Here is a 16,136-nt window from a genome sequence, read left to right on the forward strand (position 1 = left end):
CCTCAGACCCGGGGGCCCTCAAGCCCGGGAACCCACAGCCCCGGGGCCCCTCAAGCCCGGGGGCCCCTCAGCCCCTCACCCCCTCACCGCCTCACCCCTCACACGTCAGCCTCGGCCCCGCCCAGTCGATGCGGTCATAGCGGTTGTTGTCCGGGCCCACCGTGCCGACCAGGCGCAGATAGCGCGCGCCGGTCAGATCGGCGGTCACGGAGACCGCCGGGTCGCGCCAGGTCAGCAGGCCGGTGTCGGCGCGTTTGACGCCGTCCGCCCAGATCTCGCCGGTCAGGGTGGCCTGGTTCGGCAGCCGGGGGTCGCGTTCGTCGTCGACGCCGACGTCGGTGGTGAGCGAAGTGCAGCGGCCGTCGAGGTAGAAGACGATCTGGGTGGGGGCGTGGGCGCCGATGCCCTTGGGGTACGGGACGCCGTTGATGGTGAGCGTACGGCCGTCTCCGGCCTTGGCGCCGCCGTTGGACATATCGCGCTCCACCGGTCCGTATCCGTTGGCCGCGGTCGCCCACGCGACACCGCCGAGGTCGGAGACGCCGGACGGGACGACGGGCGGGACGGTGAGGGTCTCGGTGACCGCGTGCCGCACCTCGCCCACGCCCGGGGCGCGGAAGCTCAGGCCCGCCGCGAGTGGCGCCGTGCCCGGGGGTGTCCCCGGCGGCGGAGTGAGCCGCCAGCGGGTGGTCAGGGTCCGCCCGGGGGCCAGGACGCGCGACGGTCCGTCGGTGGCGGGCGGGGTGACCCTCCAGCCGCTGGGGGTGGTCAGCGCGGCCCGGGGCAGCAGGGCCGGGACACGGCCGTGGTTGGTCGCGGTCACGGTGGCGGTCACCGTGTGTCCCGCCGGGGTGATCGTGCTCGGGATCCCCTCGGCGACCACGGGCAGCCCCAGCCCGAGGGCGACGGCGGGCGGCGCCTTCCACCACTCGCCCCCGGCCCTGACCCGGAAGAACGCGGTGGCGTGCGCGGGGAGCGTGGCGCTGATGGTGCCCGCGCTGTGGGCGTCCTGCCGGGCCCACAGATCGCGGACGAGGTATCCGGCGCGCCGCGGCAGTCCCAGTTCCCGCGCGGTGGCGGAGACGGTGGCGGTCTGCTCGGTCTCGTTGAAGAGGGTGACGGCGAGGTCGCCGCCCGCGAGCGGTTTGGCGAGCACCCAGTGGCCGTTCGCGGAGCGGACCACGGTGGCCTGGGCGCCGAGCCGGTCCTGGTTGACGGCGATGGCCTCGCGGTTGCCGAGGATCTCCAGCGCGGCGGGGGTGGCCTTGCGCAGATCGGTGCCGATCAGCAGGGGCGCGGCCATGATGGACCACAGGGAGAAGTGGGAGCGGTATTCGGTGTCCGTCATCCCGCCGTTGCCGACCTCCAGCATGTCGGGGTCGTTCCAGCCGCCGGGGCCGGCGTGCCGGGCGAGCGCCGCGTTGGCCTTGAAGAGGGTGAGGACGGACTGCCAGCTGTCGTTGATGTCGCCGGTGGTGCGCCAGAGGTGGCCCACGTCCGCGCCCCACTCCCAGGGCTTGTTCTCGCCCCACTCGCAGAGGGAGTAGACGATCGGCCGCCCGGTCTTCCTCAGCGCGTCCCGCATCGCCGTGTAGCGCTCCAGCGCGGGCCGGTTCTGGTGGTGGCAGTTGTCGTACTTGAGGTAGTCCACGCCCCAGTCGGCGAAGGTCTGGGCGTCGATCTCCTCGAAGTCGAGGGAGCCGGGCATGGTCCGGGCGCAGGTCAGGGTGCCCGCGCTGGAGTAGATGCCGAACTTCAGCCCCTTGGAGTGGACATAGTCGGCCAGGGCCTTGATCCCGCTGGGGAAGCGGGTGGGGTGGTGGGTGAGCCGCCGGGTGAGCGGGTCGCGCTTCTCGGCGGCCCAGCAGTCGTCGACGTTGACGAACTCGTACCCCGCGTCCTTGAGTCCGGTGGAGACGAACAGGTCGGCGGTGTCGCGGATCATCTTCTCGTCGATGGCGCAGCCGGTGGAGTTCCAGTTGTTGAAGCCCATCGGCGGGGTCGGCGCCAGCCCGTCCGGCAGCGCCTGGGCGGGCGGGGCCGGCGCGACGAACGGCGTCCACACCATCGCCAGCCCCAGCAGGGCGACCAGCGGCTTGAGCGGTAATCGCATCGGGTTCCTCTCGTCGGCTGTCCGGTCCGCCGTCGGTCGGCGGGGTGAGCCGCCGGGATCCCCTCGTGGGGATCTTCCGGCGGTGGGCTCCGGCCGGACGCGGTACGTGGGTGTTCGGGCGCGCCGGGCACGGCGGACGGACCGTACGGTGACGGGCCCGCCGATCGGGTACAGGCCGGGCGATCCGGCACGGGCCCGCCGGTCACATACGCGCCGGTCAGTCGTACGGAGCCGGGCACCCCGCCCCCGTACGACCGGTCGGGCGCGCCGCCGACCCGGGCGGACCGGCGGCACCGCGCGGCTACCGGGTCCAGCGGTGGAAGCGGGCGATCTCGCGCCCGTCGAGCGCCCGGTCGAAGAACATCAGGTCGTCCATCCGGCAGTGGCAGGGGTTGCCCTCCCTGGTGTTCTGCGGATAGCTGCCCCCGATCTTGATCCCCCGGGGATCGCTCGGCGAGGCCGTGTCGGGTTCGGGCGGCCCCGCCACACCCCAGGGGTCGCCGCCGACCACATAGGCGCCGGGCAGCGGGCGGCCGCCGCGGTAGAGCGCCATCGTGCCCGTGTCGAAGTCGAAGGCCGCGGCGAGATGGACCCAGCGGCCCGGTGGCAGGATCGTGCGCCAGTCGGCGGACGCGGCGAAGGTCTGGGAGCCGGCGCCGTCGACGCGCCGTCCGAGCGCCACCACCTTCAGCACCCCGTCCACGGTGATGAGTTCGAGCAGGGCGCGGACATCATGGCCCTGGGAGGTGCCGGAGAGCACTCCGGCGAGACCGACCGCGCCGTAGCGGTCGGCCGGGTCGGCGGAGTGGGAGTTGGGCGCCGGGTTCTCCCCCGTCAGCCGGAACCAGCCCATCACGGTGGCGCCCCGGACCGCGTTGAAGGCGCGCAGGGTGGCCACCCCGCCGGGGCCGTAGACGCCCGCCTTCCAGTCGTCGTTGGTGCGGACCTCGGGGCTCCGCTGCCGGGTCTGGAGCACGGAGCCGCGCCGCTCGTCCCGTACCCGCATCGCCGCACCACCGTTGACCAGCTCGATCGCGGTGCCGGATGTGCCCCGGTCCCGTTCCCGGGCCGGGTCGCCGGGGACGGGGTGGCCGAAGTCGTAGTGGGCGACGGGGCGCACCGGTACGGAGGCCGTGCTGGCCGCGGGTCCGGCGGGCAGCAGCGCCGCCAGCGTGCCCCCCACCGCCAGCGCGGTCGCCAGCGCCGCACAGCGGCGGCGGTCAGCGGACGGGGACCGCATCGATGACCTTCCAGATCTTCCCGTTGGCCTTGGAGAGCAGATAGAGCCCGCCCGCCCGGTCGGTGCCGAAGCGCAGATCGACCCGTGGGTGTCCGGCCAGCTCCCGCAGGGTGGTGGCGGCGCCGGTCGCCGCGTCGATCAGGGGCAGGTGGTAGGTGGTCGCCGGTTCCCCGCCCCGGCGCATGTCATGGACGCGGGAGGCGAAGATCCGGCCGCCGACGCCCTCCGCGTACACATACGCCCCGTACAGCGCGGGGATCCGCCAGCTCCGCTGGACGAATCCGCCGACCAGCGCGTTCCCGCTGTCCGCGCAGGGCCGTTCGGCCGACGGCTTGTGGTCGAAGGCGGCGACCGGATACGTGTAGCCGTGGGCGGCGTCGTCGTCGGGCAGCGGGAAGACCCCGCAGGTGGGATTGTCGGCCTTGCGGTAGGCGAAGGGGCCCTCGCGGTGGCTCCAGCCGAAGTTGTCGCCGGGCCGGGCCTCGTAGACGGAGTCGACGCGGTGCTCGCCGATGTTGCCAATGTACAGCCGGTGTGCCCCGCCCGTGTCCCAGCTCATCCGGTGCGGATTGCGCAGCCCGTACGCGTAGATCTCGCCCAGCCTGCCCGACTGACCGGCGAAGGGGTTGGACCGGGGAACGCCGTACTTGCCGCCGGGGCCGTCGGTGCCCTTCGGGTCGATCCGCAGGATCTTGCCCTGGGGGACGGAGAGGTCCTGCGGCACGGTCCCCCCGGCGCCCGCCGCGCCGTCGCCGACGGCGACGTACAGCAGCCCGTAGTCACGGTCCCAGGGGCGCGCGTTGGGGTTGAAGGCGATCTCCTGGATGTTGTGGTACGTGCTCTGGAAGCCCAGCCGCAGCACCTCCCGGCGGCTGCCGCCGAAGGTGGCGGCGCGCGGGTCGTCGGCGGTCCACTCGGTGATGACGCTGTGCAGCCGCCCGTTGGGGGGCGCGGGCAGATCGGGGGTCTTGGTGGTCAGGGCGGCGCGGCCCTCGGTGTGCACGGTGTAGAAGGTGCCGTTGCTCGCGAAGCGCGGGTGGAAGGCGACAAAGCCGAGGCCGCTGCCCAGGCCCTGATGGGACCAGAAGTCGGGCCCGGCCGCCGCGCCGACGTCCAGGTACTCGCTGGGGTTTCCGGCGCGGTCGAGGAAGTACAGCTTGCCGTTGAGATCGGGGACGAAGAGCCGCCCGGACCGGTCGGGCACCTCGCCGAGGTAGGTGATCCTGGCCCAGCGCTTGAGCCGGGAGTCCGTGGGCGGCGGCACGGACTCGCTCCTGGGCATCGCGGCGAACTCCTGGAGCACCAGGGCGAGGCGGGCCGGGGTGGGGTCGGGCAGCGGATCGGCGATGGGGGTGTCGGCCTGGGCGAGCGCGGGTGGCGCGACGAGCGCCAGCAGCAGGGCGCCCGCGGCGATGGCCAATCCGGCTCTTCGTGGCTGGGGCATTCCGTTCACCTCGTCGGCTCGGAGTGCGGTACGACACGCAGAAAGCGCTTCCAGAAAGCGCTTTCGCCACGCTACAAAGCGGCGCGGGGGTCGGCAAGGGGCCCGCGCGGCCCACCTGCCGCGGACCACCCGCCGACGCGCCGCAGACCCGGCGCCCACCGGCCCGGCACCCCACGCGGTACGGAGACCCGCCACCCGCCGCCGTCGGCCCGGCCCCCTCCACCGCACCGAGGACGGAACGGAGTCGCACGACACCCACTCCCCTCACCCACCACCCACACCAGATGAACTCCCCCGCACCAGCGCCGACGCAGAGAATCGGCCACGGCCGATGTCAGCGGATCCGGTACATGACGCCAGACGACCGGCGCCGCACCCGGCACCACGAGCCCATCCCGCACCCGGCACCAGCCGACCGGCCCGCACCCGACGCATACCCGGCGCCCCGGGCCCCGCCCCCTTCCCGGGGCCGGGGCGGACGCCCCTCCCCGCCGTCGGGGCCGGGCGGGCGCCATGGCATTCTCCTCGGAACGCTCTTCGGGAGCCGCTGACGCGATGCACATGGGCCGCGGGTGACCTCGCCCGGGGCGGGACAAAGGGGAACGGCGTGGAACAGCCGTCTGTGCGCAACCGGTTCTCGGGCCGGGCGCGGACCGTCATCCAGACCGGCCAGGTCCACGGCGACATCCACCTCCTCGCGCGGCCTCCCCGCGGTCCCGTCCGTGAACGGTCCCGGCGATTAGCCGCGTCGGCCGCCGCGGCCGACACCCTGGCCGACGCGGTCGACCGGGAGTGGGCCCAGGTGGCCCGGGACAGAAAGCTCTATCCGGCGGTCGAGGTGCGCTGGGGGTGGCGCCGCCGCCCACCGCCGCCGCCCGTCGCCGGATCACCGTTCGAGCCCTTGCCCGGCACCGCCCGCGGGGCCACGGCCGACGGGGGCGGCATGGCCGACCTCCTGGAGGTGTACGCGGGGTCGCGGTCCGGGCGGCTGATCGTCCTCGGCACCGGCGGAAGCGGTAAGTCCGCCGCCGCCATCCTGACCGTCCGTCACGCGCTCAGGCGGCGGCGGGAACGCGCCGACGGGGACGAGCGCGCCGCGTTCCCGGTGCCCGTACTGCTCACCGTCACCGGGTGGGAGCACCACCGCCAGCACTTCAACGACTGGCTGACCGACCAGCTGGAGACGCGGTACCCCTTCCTCCGCCGCCGTGCCTATGGGCGCGACACGGCACGGCGGCTGATCGAGGACGGCAGGATCGCGCTGTTCCTGGACGGCTTCGACGAGATGGCACCCCCACTGGGCAGGGCCGCCCTCGAAGCGATCGACCACGGCGCGACCTACCGGGTGGTGATCTTCTCCCGCCCCGAGGAGTTCGACCTCGCCCGCGCCGGACAGCTGAGGGGGGCCGCCGAACTCACCCTGTCGCCCGTGCGCCCCGAGGACGCGGTCGCCTACGTACGGCACTGCCACGGCGGGTCCGTTCCCGAGCCATGGGACCAGCTGACCGCGCATCTGACGGAGCGGCCGCACAGCGCACTGTCCCGGTCCCTCGGCTCACCACTGACGCTGTCGCTGGTCCATGACGCCTTCGCCGATCCGTCGGTACGCGCGCTCCTGGCCGACGGCCGGTTCGCACCGGGTGAGGACTTCCCCGTCGATCTGCTCGACCTGTTCATGGACCGCGCCTGCCGGCCGGATCCCGGTCCCTCTCTCGTCCCGTACGAAGCGGCGGACATCCGGCGCCGGCTCGCCGCTGTCGCGGCCGAGATGAGACGCCGGGGAACCCACGGTCTGGAGTGGCGCCGTCTGCACTGGTGGGCGTCACCGTTACCGCGCGTCGCCGCTGTCGCGGCCCTCGGGCTCACCGTCGGCGCGCTCTGCGGTGCCCTGATCTTCGGTCCCGGCGGCTACCGGGCCATGGGCCATACGGGCCCATGGTTCGGCGCCCGGCATGTGGGGCTCCAGGGGCTCCTGTTCGCCCTGCTGGTGGGAGCCGTCTCCGAATCCCGCGATCCCCGCTCCGCCCGGCTCAGGCGGCTGCTCGTGCGCGGCGTACCGCACCGCAGGTCCAACCCGGCGGTCGGACTGCTGGTCGGGGTCGCGGTGATGCTCGCGGTCGGCAACCAGGCCCACTACGCCTGGGGTCTGCCCGCCGGGCTCGCGGTCGGCCTCCTGGCCGCGTTCGACGCGGCCCGGGTCCACCCCGACCGGGGCCGGACGGCCTTGTCCCGGCTCAGGGCGCTCGGCTCGCGCGTGGCGCTGGGCACGGGAGGCGCGGCGGGAGCGTCGATCGGTCTCGCCTACGGGTTCACCAAGAACCCCGGCTACGGACTCAGCGCGGGGCTCGTCGGCACCCTGGCTCTGGGCGCCGCCGTCGGAGCCGCGCGGCTCTCCTACGCCACGGACACCCCCACCGACCCGGGTACCTCATGGGGCCGTGATCTGCGGAACGCCATCACCTTCGGCGCGGTGACCGGCCTCAGCCTCGGGCTGGCCTTCGGCTACGGCAACGCCCGCGTCGCCGGGTGGGGGGCCGGAGTGATCACCACCCTCGGCCATGCCGTGCCCATCGGCCTCGCCTCCGCCGTCGCCGTGTCCGACAGTGTGCGGACCGCCCTGGTCTTCCTCCAGCTCAGCCGCCGTGGCCTCGTCCCGGTGCGCGGGATGCGCTTCCTCCGCGACGCCCACCGCCGTGGCGTCCTGCGGTCGGAGGGGACCAGCTACCAGTTCCGCCACGCCCGGCTCCAGGAGAAGCTGGCCTCGGACCACGACGAGGCGCATCTCCACGGAGGCGGTGCCGCCGAGCGCCGCTGACCGCGCCGGGTCCCCCGCCGGTCACGGCTTACGAGTCCGAAGACGCGCCGTCCGCGCCACCCCCGGGGCGGACGAAGCGCACGGCGGCGGCGGTGCGCAGCAGCTCCGGGTCCGACCCCAGGGCGTGTTCGGCGACCCGGGCGACCACCTCGGCCGGGAGGTCGTCCAGACCGTAGGTCCCGTGGGCGTCATGGGGCAGCACCACGGCGAGGCCGCGTTCCAGCGCCCCGAACGCGGTGGCGCTGACACACATCTCCGAGAGCACCCCGGCGACCACCACGCGTCCGACACCCCGCCGCTCCAGCAGCGCGCCCAGACCGGTGCCGGTGAAGCCGTCGTCGTCGGCCTTGGCCATGACGTGCTCATCCGGCCCCTCGCGCACCGGGAGCGCCAACTCCCAGCCGGGGATTCCGGGTTCGTCGGCCGCACCCGGCTCGCCGTCGTTGCGCAGATGGACGACGACGGCCCCGGCGCTCCGGGCGGAGTCGAGCAGCCCGGCCAGCACCGGCAGCAGCGCCGGGGCGGCCGGCACGGCGTCCGCACCCGTCAGAAAGGCCCGCTGGACATCGACGAGGATGAGCGCGTCGGCGGGGTCGGCCCGTTCCCTCCTCGGTACGGAGTGCCAGACCCCGCCCCTCACGAACCCGCCCTCACTCATCGGCCGCCCTCCCGTTGATCGTCTCCCCCTCACCGTAACGGGCGGCCGCCGGCACTCGTTCCCGGCTCCGCGCCACCGCCCGGGGACCCCGCCCGGCCGGGCGGCGGGGAGTGTCGTCCTCCTCCTGTGCCGAAGTCCGGGGGGAGGGTCTGGCGCTGGGTCCGCCAGGCTCCGCCCAGGGGCACACCCACCCAGGCCCCAGGGGGAGGGCGCGTGCCCGGGCACGGCGGACAGACGGGAGTTCGACGACACGACCCACGCCCTCGACCGTGACCCGCGTGGTTTACGGCGGCGGACGCCGGGCCTACGCTGCCGCGCCATGGGATTACTGGAGACGAGAACGTCCCTGCGCAGACGACTTGGCGCGCTCGCCATGGGCGCCTTCCTCCTCGGCGGCCTCCTCGGTGCCGCCCCGCCCGGCGCTCCGCCGGACCCGCCACCGCCCGGCGCACGCGTGGAGCCTTCCGGCGCCGCCGTCGTCCCGGTGCGGATCACGGGCCCGGCGGAGCGCCGCTTCAACATCATCGTGATGGGCGACGGCTACACCGCCGCCGAACTGCCCGCGTTCCGCTCCGACCTGGGGCGGCATCTGAACGTGCTGTGGTCCATCGAGCCGTTCGCCTCCTACCGCGAGTACATCAATGTGTGGGCGGTCGAGGCGGTCTCCCGTGAGTCCGGGGTGGACTGTGATCCGGCGCTGGACTCACCGCGCCGGGACACCGCGCTCCATATGGGGTTCTGGGGCGGGTGCAGCGCGTCGGCCCCCCGGCGGGCGCTGACCGTGGATGGCACCGCCGCCAGCGCGCTCGCCGCCCTCGTACCGGGCGCGACCGCGGCCAACCGGCAGATCGTGGCCCTCGCCAACAGTTCCACCTACGGCGGCACGGGCGGCACCTACGCCACCGCCTCCGGCAGCAACGCCCTCTCGCCGCTGATCACCCCGCATGAACTGGGGCACACCCTCGGCCGTCTCCAGGACGAGTACGACTACTACGAGCGGGGCGTGCCGGGCGGCACCTACCAGGGCGCCGAGCCCTCCTCGGCCCATCACACCGTGCTCACCGAGGACCAGATGCGCCGTCAGCGCGCCAAGTGGTGGCGCTGGCTGGGCGAGCCCAGCGAGTCCGGCGGGGTCATCGGCCGGCACGAGGGCGGGCTCTACCACACCAAGGGTGTCTGGCGGCCGAGCCGTCACTCGTTCATGAAGACGCTCGGCTACGCCTTCGATCAGGTCGGCCGGGAGGTACTGACCGCCCGGATCGCGGAGCGGGTGGACCTGGTGCAGGGCCATACGCCCACGGACGCGCCGGTCGGCCCGGACCGGGTGCTCTGGGTGGACACCCTGCACCCCGGCGGGCAGGAGCTGGACGTGGTGTGGCGGGTGAACGGCGGTCGGCCGTTGCCGACGGCGAACGCCCGTTCGCTGGACCTGCGGCGGCTGGCGCTGCCACCGGGGCGGCACCGGGTGACGGCGACCGTGTCGGACCCGACGCCGTTCGTCCGGGATCCGGCCCTGCGGGCGTCGGTGCTGACCCGTGCGGTCTCCTGGACCGTCGCCACGGCGGTGACCACCCCGCGCGCACGGGCGCGGGCCGTGTTCACCACCCACACCGCCACCGACGCCCCGGTGGGCGCCTCCTCGATCGTCTACGCGGACACCACACACCCCGAGGGCTCCGTGCCCGCGGTCCGCTGGTTCCTCGACGGGCGGGAGCTCGCCAACCCCGGCAACGACCGTGATCTCGATCTGCGGACCGTACCGACCGGCCCCGGCACCCACCGGCTGACCGCGCGCGTCGCGGGGACGGACGCGGAGCTGCGCTGGACGGTCGACGCGACGCCCGCCCCGGTCCGGTACGAGCTGTCACCCCCGTCGCGCACGGCCTACGCGCCGGGCGAGCCGCCCTCGTACACCTATGACGGGCCGTTCACCCTGCGGCTGACGGCGGCGGACGACCAGCCGGGCCATGTGGTGAGCCAGTTCCGGGTGAACGGTGACGGCTGGCAGACGTACTACGGCTGGCCGACGGACGCCTCCGCGCCCTTTCTGTTCACGCCCTCGGGGACCGTGATCGACGGCCTGGTCCACGGCAAGCTCGGCACCAGCCGGGCCGTCCCCTGGGACGACGCGACCCCCGACTACGGAAAGCACACGATCGAGTACCGAACGATCGACGCAGCGGGTAATGTGTCACCCGCACAGTCGTTCGCCGTCACCCTGGTGCCCCCGCGCCCGGGACGCGGTTGACGGCTCACCCCGGAAACTGCGAACGGCGTGCGGGGAACGCCCGCACGCCGTTGTCGTGCCGTCCTCGTCGGCGAGGACGGTACGGGGCCGGGTCCAGGCCCCGGATGGCCGGGTAAGCCGTTGCCCGGTAAGTCTTCGGTCATGGTCTCAGCGGATCCCCCGGGGTCTCGGTCACATCAGTCGCATCGGTCGCGGCGCGTGATGCGTGGTGGAGCACGGACTGACACCCTGGGCCCTCGGCGGCACCCCGGGTCGTCAAAAGGCCGGTCGACGAACGAGGTCGGCCGGCGTCAGCTGCGGAACGATCCGGATCAGGTGAGCAGGAAATCCGCCTGCCCCGACTTCGCGCCCTGGATGAAGGCCGCGATCTCACCGGGGGTGTAGATCAGCGCGGGCCCGTGGGGGTCCGCCGACTGACGCACCGCCACCCTGCCGTCCGCGAGCTTCATCGTCTCGAAGCAGTTGCCGCCGTTGCCACCGCTCCACGGCTTGCGCCAGCCGGACTCCCCCAGCTCCGTCGCGGGCATGCCGTTGTATATGTAGTCCATTCACAGCTCCTTGCGAAGACCCCTCAGGATCTCCTTCGTGCGTTGTGCGGTAGCGGCCTGGGCCGCCATGCGGTCCAGGACCTCTAGGTGCGAGGCGACCTCGGGCCGCGCGTCGAGATAGACGGCGCCGGTCAGATACTCGCTGTAGACCATGTCGGGGAGTTCGGGGACGGCGAACCGGAACAGCACGAACGGCCCGTAGGTGCCGGGGTGGTGTCCGGAGGCGAACTCCGCTATCTGGAGCGTGACATGGGGCAGCTCGGCGCCTTCGAGGAGCCGGTCGATCTGGCCCCGCATCACCTCACGCCCGCCGACGGGACGGCGGAAGACCGTCTCGTCCATGATCACCCAGAGCTTGGGGGCGTCGGCGTGCGTGAGCAGCGCCTGGCGCTCCATCCGCAGCGCCACATGCCGCTCGATGTCCTCGGGATCGGTCTGGCCGACGGCCCCGCTCATCATGATCGCCCGCGCGTATCCCTCGGTCTGGAGCAGACCGGGGACGAAGTGCGGCTCGTAGGCCCGGATCAGGCTCGCGGCGCCCTCCAGGCTGACGTACATGCTGAACCAGCCGGGCAGGACATCGTGGAACCGCTGCCACCAGCCGGGCTTGTTGGCCTCCTCGGCCAGTTCGATGAAGCCGCGGGCCTCCTCGTCCCCTATGCCGTAGGCGCCGAGCAGGAGCTGCACGTAGGGGATCTTCAGCGCGACCTCGGCGGTCTCCATCCGGCGAATGGTTCCCGCGGCCACCCGGAGGACCTTGGCGGCTTCCTCGCGCTTGAGCCCGGCGCGCTCGCGCAGATCCTGCAAGCGCTTACCCAGGACGACCTGCCCCACCGTGGGGGCGGACCGCGGTTCACTCACTTCGAGACCTCCCCACCGTACTGTTCCGGAGAAGTGTGCCACGCCCCTGCAACGATGAATATGCCCACTCTGAATTTTTCAGAGTGGGCCTTGCCAACCTGTCCTCTTCAGGGCGACAGTGGTCTGGTGAAACGTGACGCGCTCCACGCCCCACTCCTGAACCAGTGCTCGGGGGCCGACCATCACCGGTTCGGCTTCGAGCTCCCGGCGCGCGTCGAGTACGTGTCCAGAGCCCGCAAGCTCGCCCGCGAGCGACTCCACCACTGGGGCATAGGGGGTGACACCCACGACACGGCGCTGCTGGTGGTCTCCGAGCTCGTCACCAACGCCGTCGTGCACAGCGGAAGCCACCTGATCACCTGCGAGCTGGTGAACAGCGTCAAGCAGCTGCGGATCAGCGTGCGCGACCAGGGGTGCGCGCCGACCGGGCCGCATGTCTGCCAGACCAGGGCGGCGGAGGAGCGCGGCCGGGGACTGCTGCTGGTCGAGGCGGTGGCGAGCGCCTGGGGCGCGCACGCCATCCACCAGGGCAGCGGCCGGATCGTCTGGGCCGAACTGGCCCACCAGCGCCCCTCCTCGGGGGCGCACCACCATCCCGCTGAAAGAACTGAGAGAGCCGAGCGGGCCGCCCTGCCACCCGGGGTGGAGCGACGATGGTGAGACGGCTGTCGGCGCGGCTGTGCTGGAGCGGTCGCGACACCGTCCCGGTGGAGACGGTCACGCTCACACCGCCACCGGCACTGTCGCCCACGCTGGGCTGTGACGCGGTCGGGATCCCGGCCCGCCACGGCTTCCGGCTCCTGGGCCATCTGCCGCGCAAGGGCTGTGTGTTCGCCGACACCCACTGGTGGTGGTGGATCGTCCCGGCCGGGTCGGACGCCGAACTGACCTGGCCACTCCCCGCGCACTACGCGAAAGGAGCCCGCGTACCGGCCACGGATCCCCAGCTGATCCACTGGCCCGACGACGGAAGTCCCTATACCCCGCCGATCCCGCTCTATCTGATGGCCTGTCAACTGACCGGTACCGCCCCGCGCTGGGCGGTGGGCATCGGCCGACATGCCTGAGACGGCCACCGCCACCGATGGGGCGCGGGCCGTCGGAGCACCCGGCGGACCCGCTCGGCACACGGATAGTCTGCCGAACATGTCAGAAGTCGATATGAGCCCGGACGCGGGTTCGGACACCAGTCCGGAGCGCCAAGGACTCACACCACGCCAGGCACGCCACATCCGTGTGGTGCTCTCCGCGGTCATCATGGCCGCGGTGGGCCTCACGCTCGCCCTCCGGCTCGGCAGCACCCATTCGGTGCTGACGATGGGTTTCTACGGCATCGCCCTGATCCTCGCGGGCGGCGCCCTGATCCTCAGCAAGCGCGGACGTACGAGAGTGGCGACGGTGGTCCTGGGGGCTGGAGTGGCGCTGGCGGTAGCCGCCGAATGGGTGGTGACCGCACTGCGCTGACGCGCTCCCAGACCAGCCGGGACCAGGGGACGGCCTGGAGGGCCCGGGGGACGAAGAGCCACAGCACACGGGGGAAATGGGGGAAGGGGGGAGGCCAGGCCCCCGCCTGGGGGAAGGCGGGGGCCTGGTCTCGGGGAACGGCCCTTTTATCGCGGGGCGTCGGGGTCTGTGGGGGACTGCCGAGGTCACCGCCCGGGTCGTTCCTGCCGGGAGCGGCGAACTGTGCCGCTCCACGGATGGAGGGGGTCGCCTGGGGCGCCGCCTCCATCGGGGCCGGGGGTGCCTGCCGTGGGGGTCGCGGCAAGCCCCCCGGCCCACCCTTGCGCCCGGGCCCCGACCTCGCCCCTCCGCTGCGGGCAGGCGTTCCGCACGGCCGGAGGGGGTACCCCCATCGCCCGCGGAACGACCGCCCGCCAGGGAGTGGAACCCGGGCCCATAAGGGAGTGGATCCGCGCGGCACGCCGAGGGGCTGGACGCGAGCTCGCGAGAAGGGGCCGGGGAAAGGCGCGGGGCGGAAGGGAAGATTGCAGGCGTGTGACATCGCGGAGTCGCCCCTTTCCCGTTCGATTTTTCGATCGTTACGTTGCCAGCGGAGGAATTCCTGGGGACGCCTCCCTCACGCACCACCCCGTCACACGGAACCCGAGGACTCCATGTCTGTGATCGACGAATACCTCACCAACAACGAGACCTACGCCGCCTCTTTCGCGGGTCCCCGCGCCCTTCCCCCGGCCCGCCGGCTCGCCGTCGTCGCCTGCATGGACGCGCGGCTGGACATCTTCTCCATCCTGGGGCTCCAGGAGGGTGACGCGCATGTCATCCGTAACGCGGGGGGCGTGGTCAGCGAGGACGTCATCCGTTCGTTGACGATCAGTCAGCGGCTGCTCGGCACGAATCGGATCCTGCTGATCCACCACACCGACTGCGGCATGCTGACCTTCACCGACGACGCGTTCAAACAGCAGATCGAGGAGGAGACCGGAATCCGCCCGGACTGGGCCGCGGAGGCGTTCCGGGACCTGGAGGAGGATGTGCGCCAGTCGTTCCGGCGGATCCAGGCGGATCCGTTCATCCCGCACACCACCTCGGTTCGCGGATTCGTTTTCGATGTCGCGACGGGAATCCTCCACGAGGTGAAGTGAATACCCGCGCGAATAGCGCGTGAACATTCCACCGCCCCGCGCCCCACCCCACCGCAGGTTCCCCCGCTCCCCGGCGCTTTCCGGCCGGGGGGCTCTCCTTTCCACACCCTGGTGGCCGCTCCGCCACCACCGGTGACACCCCCTTCCCCGACCTTCATGGAGGACCCCGCACATGACGCTCGACTCCGCCGCCTCGGACCACACCCCCGAGGAGCTCTCCGCCCCGCCCGCACGGGACGGCTGGTCCTTCGAGACCAAGCAGGTCCACGCGGGCACCACGCCCGATCCGGCCACGGGGGCGAGGGCGGTACCGATCTACCAGACGTCGTCCTTCGTCTTCCGGGACACCCAGCACGCGGCGGACCTGTTCTCGCTGGCGGAGCCGGGACACATCTACACCCGTATCCACAACCCCACCCAGGACGCGTTCGAGCAGCGGGTGGCCGCGCTGGAGGGCGGGGTGGGGGCGGTGGCGCTCGCGTCCGGGCAGGCCGCGGAGACGCTGGCGATCCTGACGCTCGCGGGCGCCGGGGACCACATCGTCACCAGCAGTTCGCTCTACGGCGGCACCTACAACCTCTTCCGGCACACCCTGCCCCGGTTCGGGATCGAGGTCTCCTTCGTGGACGACCCCGACGACCTGGACGCCTGGCGGGCCGCCGTACGCCCCAGCACCAAAGCGCTGTTCGCGGAGACGCTCGGCAACCCCCGGGGCAATGTGCTCGATGTCCGGGGCGTCGCGGACACCGCGCACGCCGAGGGGCTGCCGCTGATCGTGGACAACACGGTCCCCACCCCGTATCTGCTGCGGCCGATCGAGCACGGCGCGGACATCGTGGTCCACTCGGCGACCAAGTTCCTCGGCGGCCATGGCACCACCATCGCCGGGGTGGTCGTGGACGGCGGCACCTTCGACTTCGGGGCGCACCCCGAGCGCTTCCCCGGATTCTCCGAACCGGACGCCAGCTATCATGGGCTGCGCTACTGGCCGGACCTCGGGCCGGGCGCCTTCGGGGTGAAGCTGCGGGTGCAGCTGCTGCGCGATCTCGGCCCCGCGCTCTCCCCCCACTCGGCCTTCCTCCTGCTCCAGGGGGTGGAGACACTCAGCCTGCGGATCGAGCGGCACTCCTCCAACGCGCTGGCGCTCGCCCGCTGGCTCCAGGCCCGCGACGAGGTGTCGGCGGTGCACTATCCGGGGCTGCCGGAGAGCCGCTGGTACGAGGCGGCGCGGCGCTATCTGCCGCGCGGGGCGGGCGCGGTCCTCGCGTTCGAGCTGCGGGACGGCGTCGAGGCGGGCCGCCGGTTCGTGGACGGGGTGGAGCTGTTCAGCCATCTCGCCAACATCGGGGATGTCCGCAGTCTGATCATCCACCCCGCGTCCACCACCCACAGCCAGCTCGATCCGGACCAGCTGGCGGCCACCGGCACCGCGCCCGGTCTGGTGCGGCTCTCGGTCGGTATCGAGAGCCTGGAGGACCTCACCGCGGATCTGGAGGCCGGGTTCCGCGCGGCGAAGGGCGTCTCCTGAAACCCGGACGGCTCCCCCGGTCCCGTACCGGCTCCCCGGTCGCCCTCCCGCCGCCCGCCACCGGCGCGTGGCGGG

The 16,136-nt window shown here is 72.8% G+C and carries 13 protein-coding genes; 7 read left to right on the plus strand and 6 right to left on the minus strand.

Features of this window, described 5'->3' with window-relative positions:
- Nucleotides 1-91: 91 nt before the first annotated feature.
- The 3 genes from ACFVIM_RS23400 to ACFVIM_RS23410 all read right to left on the minus strand — a co-directional run bounded on the left by ACFVIM_RS23400 (nt 92) and on the right by ACFVIM_RS23410 (nt 4,797).
- Nucleotides 92-2,113, minus strand: a complete 2,022-nt coding sequence (locus ACFVIM_RS23400; RefSeq protein WP_384304495.1) for an NPCBM/NEW2 domain-containing protein — start codon at nt 2,111-2,113, stop codon at nt 92-94.
- A gap of 301 nt (nt 2,114-2,414) precedes the next feature.
- Nucleotides 2,415-3,353 carry a hypothetical protein gene (locus tag ACFVIM_RS23405; RefSeq protein WP_384304497.1) on the minus strand — a complete coding sequence of 313 codons (939 nt, stop codon included), beginning with the start codon at nt 3,351-3,353 and terminating at the stop codon, nt 2,415-2,417.
- A complete protein-coding gene (locus tag ACFVIM_RS23410; protein ID WP_384304499.1) occupies nt 3,334-4,797 on the minus strand; it encodes a PQQ-dependent sugar dehydrogenase in 1,464 nt (487 codons plus the stop codon). The genes ACFVIM_RS23405 and ACFVIM_RS23410 overlap by 20 nt, the downstream gene beginning before the upstream one ends.
- 607 nt (nt 4,798-5,404) lie before the next feature.
- Here ACFVIM_RS23410 and ACFVIM_RS23415 point away from each other — a divergent pair.
- On the plus strand, nt 5,405-7,612 hold the full coding sequence (locus ACFVIM_RS23415; RefSeq protein WP_384304502.1) for an NACHT domain-containing protein: 2,208 nt from the start codon (nt 5,405-5,407) through the stop codon (nt 7,610-7,612).
- Between the two features lie 28 nt (nt 7,613-7,640).
- On the opposite strand, the gene ACFVIM_RS23420 is transcribed toward ACFVIM_RS23415, so the two are convergent.
- Nucleotides 7,641-8,270, minus strand: a complete 630-nt coding sequence (locus tag ACFVIM_RS23420; protein ID WP_384304505.1) for an isochorismatase family protein — start codon at nt 8,268-8,270, stop codon at nt 7,641-7,643.
- 319 nt (nt 8,271-8,589) lie between these two features.
- Here ACFVIM_RS23420 and ACFVIM_RS23425 point away from each other — a divergent pair, with 319 nt between their 5' ends.
- Nucleotides 8,590-10,518: a M64 family metallopeptidase gene (locus ACFVIM_RS23425; RefSeq protein ID WP_384304508.1), complete on the plus strand. Its 1,929-nt coding sequence runs from the start codon at nt 8,590-8,592 to the stop codon at nt 10,516-10,518.
- Nucleotides 10,519-10,829: 311 nt separating this feature from the next.
- Here ACFVIM_RS23425 and ACFVIM_RS23430 read toward each other — a convergent pair whose 3' ends face one another.
- Both ACFVIM_RS23430 and ACFVIM_RS23435 read right to left on the minus strand, forming a co-directional pair.
- Nucleotides 10,830-11,066, minus strand: coding sequence for a DUF397 domain-containing protein (locus ACFVIM_RS23430; RefSeq protein ID WP_384304511.1), 237 nt, complete (start codon nt 11,064-11,066; stop codon nt 10,830-10,832).
- Nucleotides 11,067-11,927, minus strand: coding sequence for a helix-turn-helix domain-containing protein (locus tag ACFVIM_RS23435; RefSeq protein ID WP_384304514.1), 861 nt, complete (start codon nt 11,925-11,927; stop codon nt 11,067-11,069).
- A 126-nt stretch (nt 11,928-12,053) separates the two neighbouring features.
- Between ACFVIM_RS23435 and ACFVIM_RS23440 the strand changes: the two genes are divergently transcribed.
- The 5 genes from ACFVIM_RS23440 to ACFVIM_RS23460 all read left to right on the plus strand — a co-directional run bounded on the left by ACFVIM_RS23440 (nt 12,054) and on the right by ACFVIM_RS23460 (nt 16,061).
- Nucleotides 12,054-12,587 (plus strand): ATP-binding protein, encoded by a 534-nt coding sequence (locus ACFVIM_RS23440; RefSeq protein ID WP_384304516.1) that lies wholly within the window; start codon nt 12,054-12,056, stop codon nt 12,585-12,587.
- The gene (locus tag ACFVIM_RS23445) at nt 12,581-12,994 is read left to right on the plus strand and encodes a hypothetical protein (RefSeq protein WP_384304518.1); all 414 of its coding nucleotides are present in this window, start codon (nt 12,581-12,583) and stop codon (nt 12,992-12,994) included. Before ACFVIM_RS23440 ends, ACFVIM_RS23445 begins: the two co-directional genes overlap by 7 nt.
- 79 nt (nt 12,995-13,073) lie before the next feature.
- The gene (locus ACFVIM_RS23450) at nt 13,074-13,391 is read left to right on the plus strand and encodes a hypothetical protein (protein WP_384304521.1); all 318 of its coding nucleotides are present in this window, start codon (nt 13,074-13,076) and stop codon (nt 13,389-13,391) included.
- A 653-nt stretch (nt 13,392-14,044) separates the two neighbouring features.
- Entirely contained in the window at nt 14,045-14,533 is a 489-nt protein-coding gene (locus ACFVIM_RS23455) for a beta-class carbonic anhydrase (protein WP_384304523.1), read from the plus strand.
- 172 nt (nt 14,534-14,705) lie between these two features.
- Entirely contained in the window at nt 14,706-16,061 is a 1,356-nt protein-coding gene (locus ACFVIM_RS23460) for a bifunctional o-acetylhomoserine/o-acetylserine sulfhydrylase (protein WP_384304526.1), read from the plus strand.
- Nucleotides 16,062-16,136: the final 75 nt, after the last annotated feature.

Source organism: Streptomyces sp. NPDC057638 (genome assembly GCF_042800315.1).
Classification (GTDB): domain Bacteria; phylum Actinomycetota; class Actinomycetes; order Streptomycetales; family Streptomycetaceae; genus Streptomyces.

Bases quoted from the DNA above. Each gene is read 5' to 3' on its own strand.
- ACFVIM_RS23400 (WP_384304495.1), bottom strand. From the start codon at position 2,113: ATGCGATTACCGCTCAAGCCGCTGGTCGCCCTGCTGGGGCTGGCGATG.
- ACFVIM_RS23405 (WP_384304497.1), bottom strand. From the start codon at position 3,353: ATGCGGTCCCCGTCCGCTGACCGCCGCCGCTGTGCGGCGCTGGCGACC.
- ACFVIM_RS23410 (WP_384304499.1), bottom strand. From the start codon at position 4,797: ATGCCCCAGCCACGAAGAGCCGGATTGGCCATCGCCGCGGGCGCCCTG.
- ACFVIM_RS23420 (WP_384304505.1), bottom strand. From the start codon at position 8,270: ATGAGTGAGGGCGGGTTCGTGAGGGGCGGGGTCTGGCACTCCGTACCG.
- ACFVIM_RS23425 (WP_384304508.1), top strand. From the start codon at position 8,590: ATGGGATTACTGGAGACGAGAACGTCCCTGCGCAGACGACTTGGCGCG.
- ACFVIM_RS23430 (WP_384304511.1), bottom strand. From the start codon at position 11,066: ATGGACTACATATACAACGGCATGCCCGCGACGGAGCTGGGGGAGTCC.
- ACFVIM_RS23445 (WP_384304518.1), top strand. From the start codon at position 12,581: ATGGTGAGACGGCTGTCGGCGCGGCTGTGCTGGAGCGGTCGCGACACC.
- ACFVIM_RS23450 (WP_384304521.1), top strand. From the start codon at position 13,074: ATGTCAGAAGTCGATATGAGCCCGGACGCGGGTTCGGACACCAGTCCG.
- ACFVIM_RS23455 (WP_384304523.1), top strand. From the start codon at position 14,045: ATGTCTGTGATCGACGAATACCTCACCAACAACGAGACCTACGCCGCC.
- ACFVIM_RS23460 (WP_384304526.1), top strand. From the start codon at position 14,706: ATGACGCTCGACTCCGCCGCCTCGGACCACACCCCCGAGGAGCTCTCC.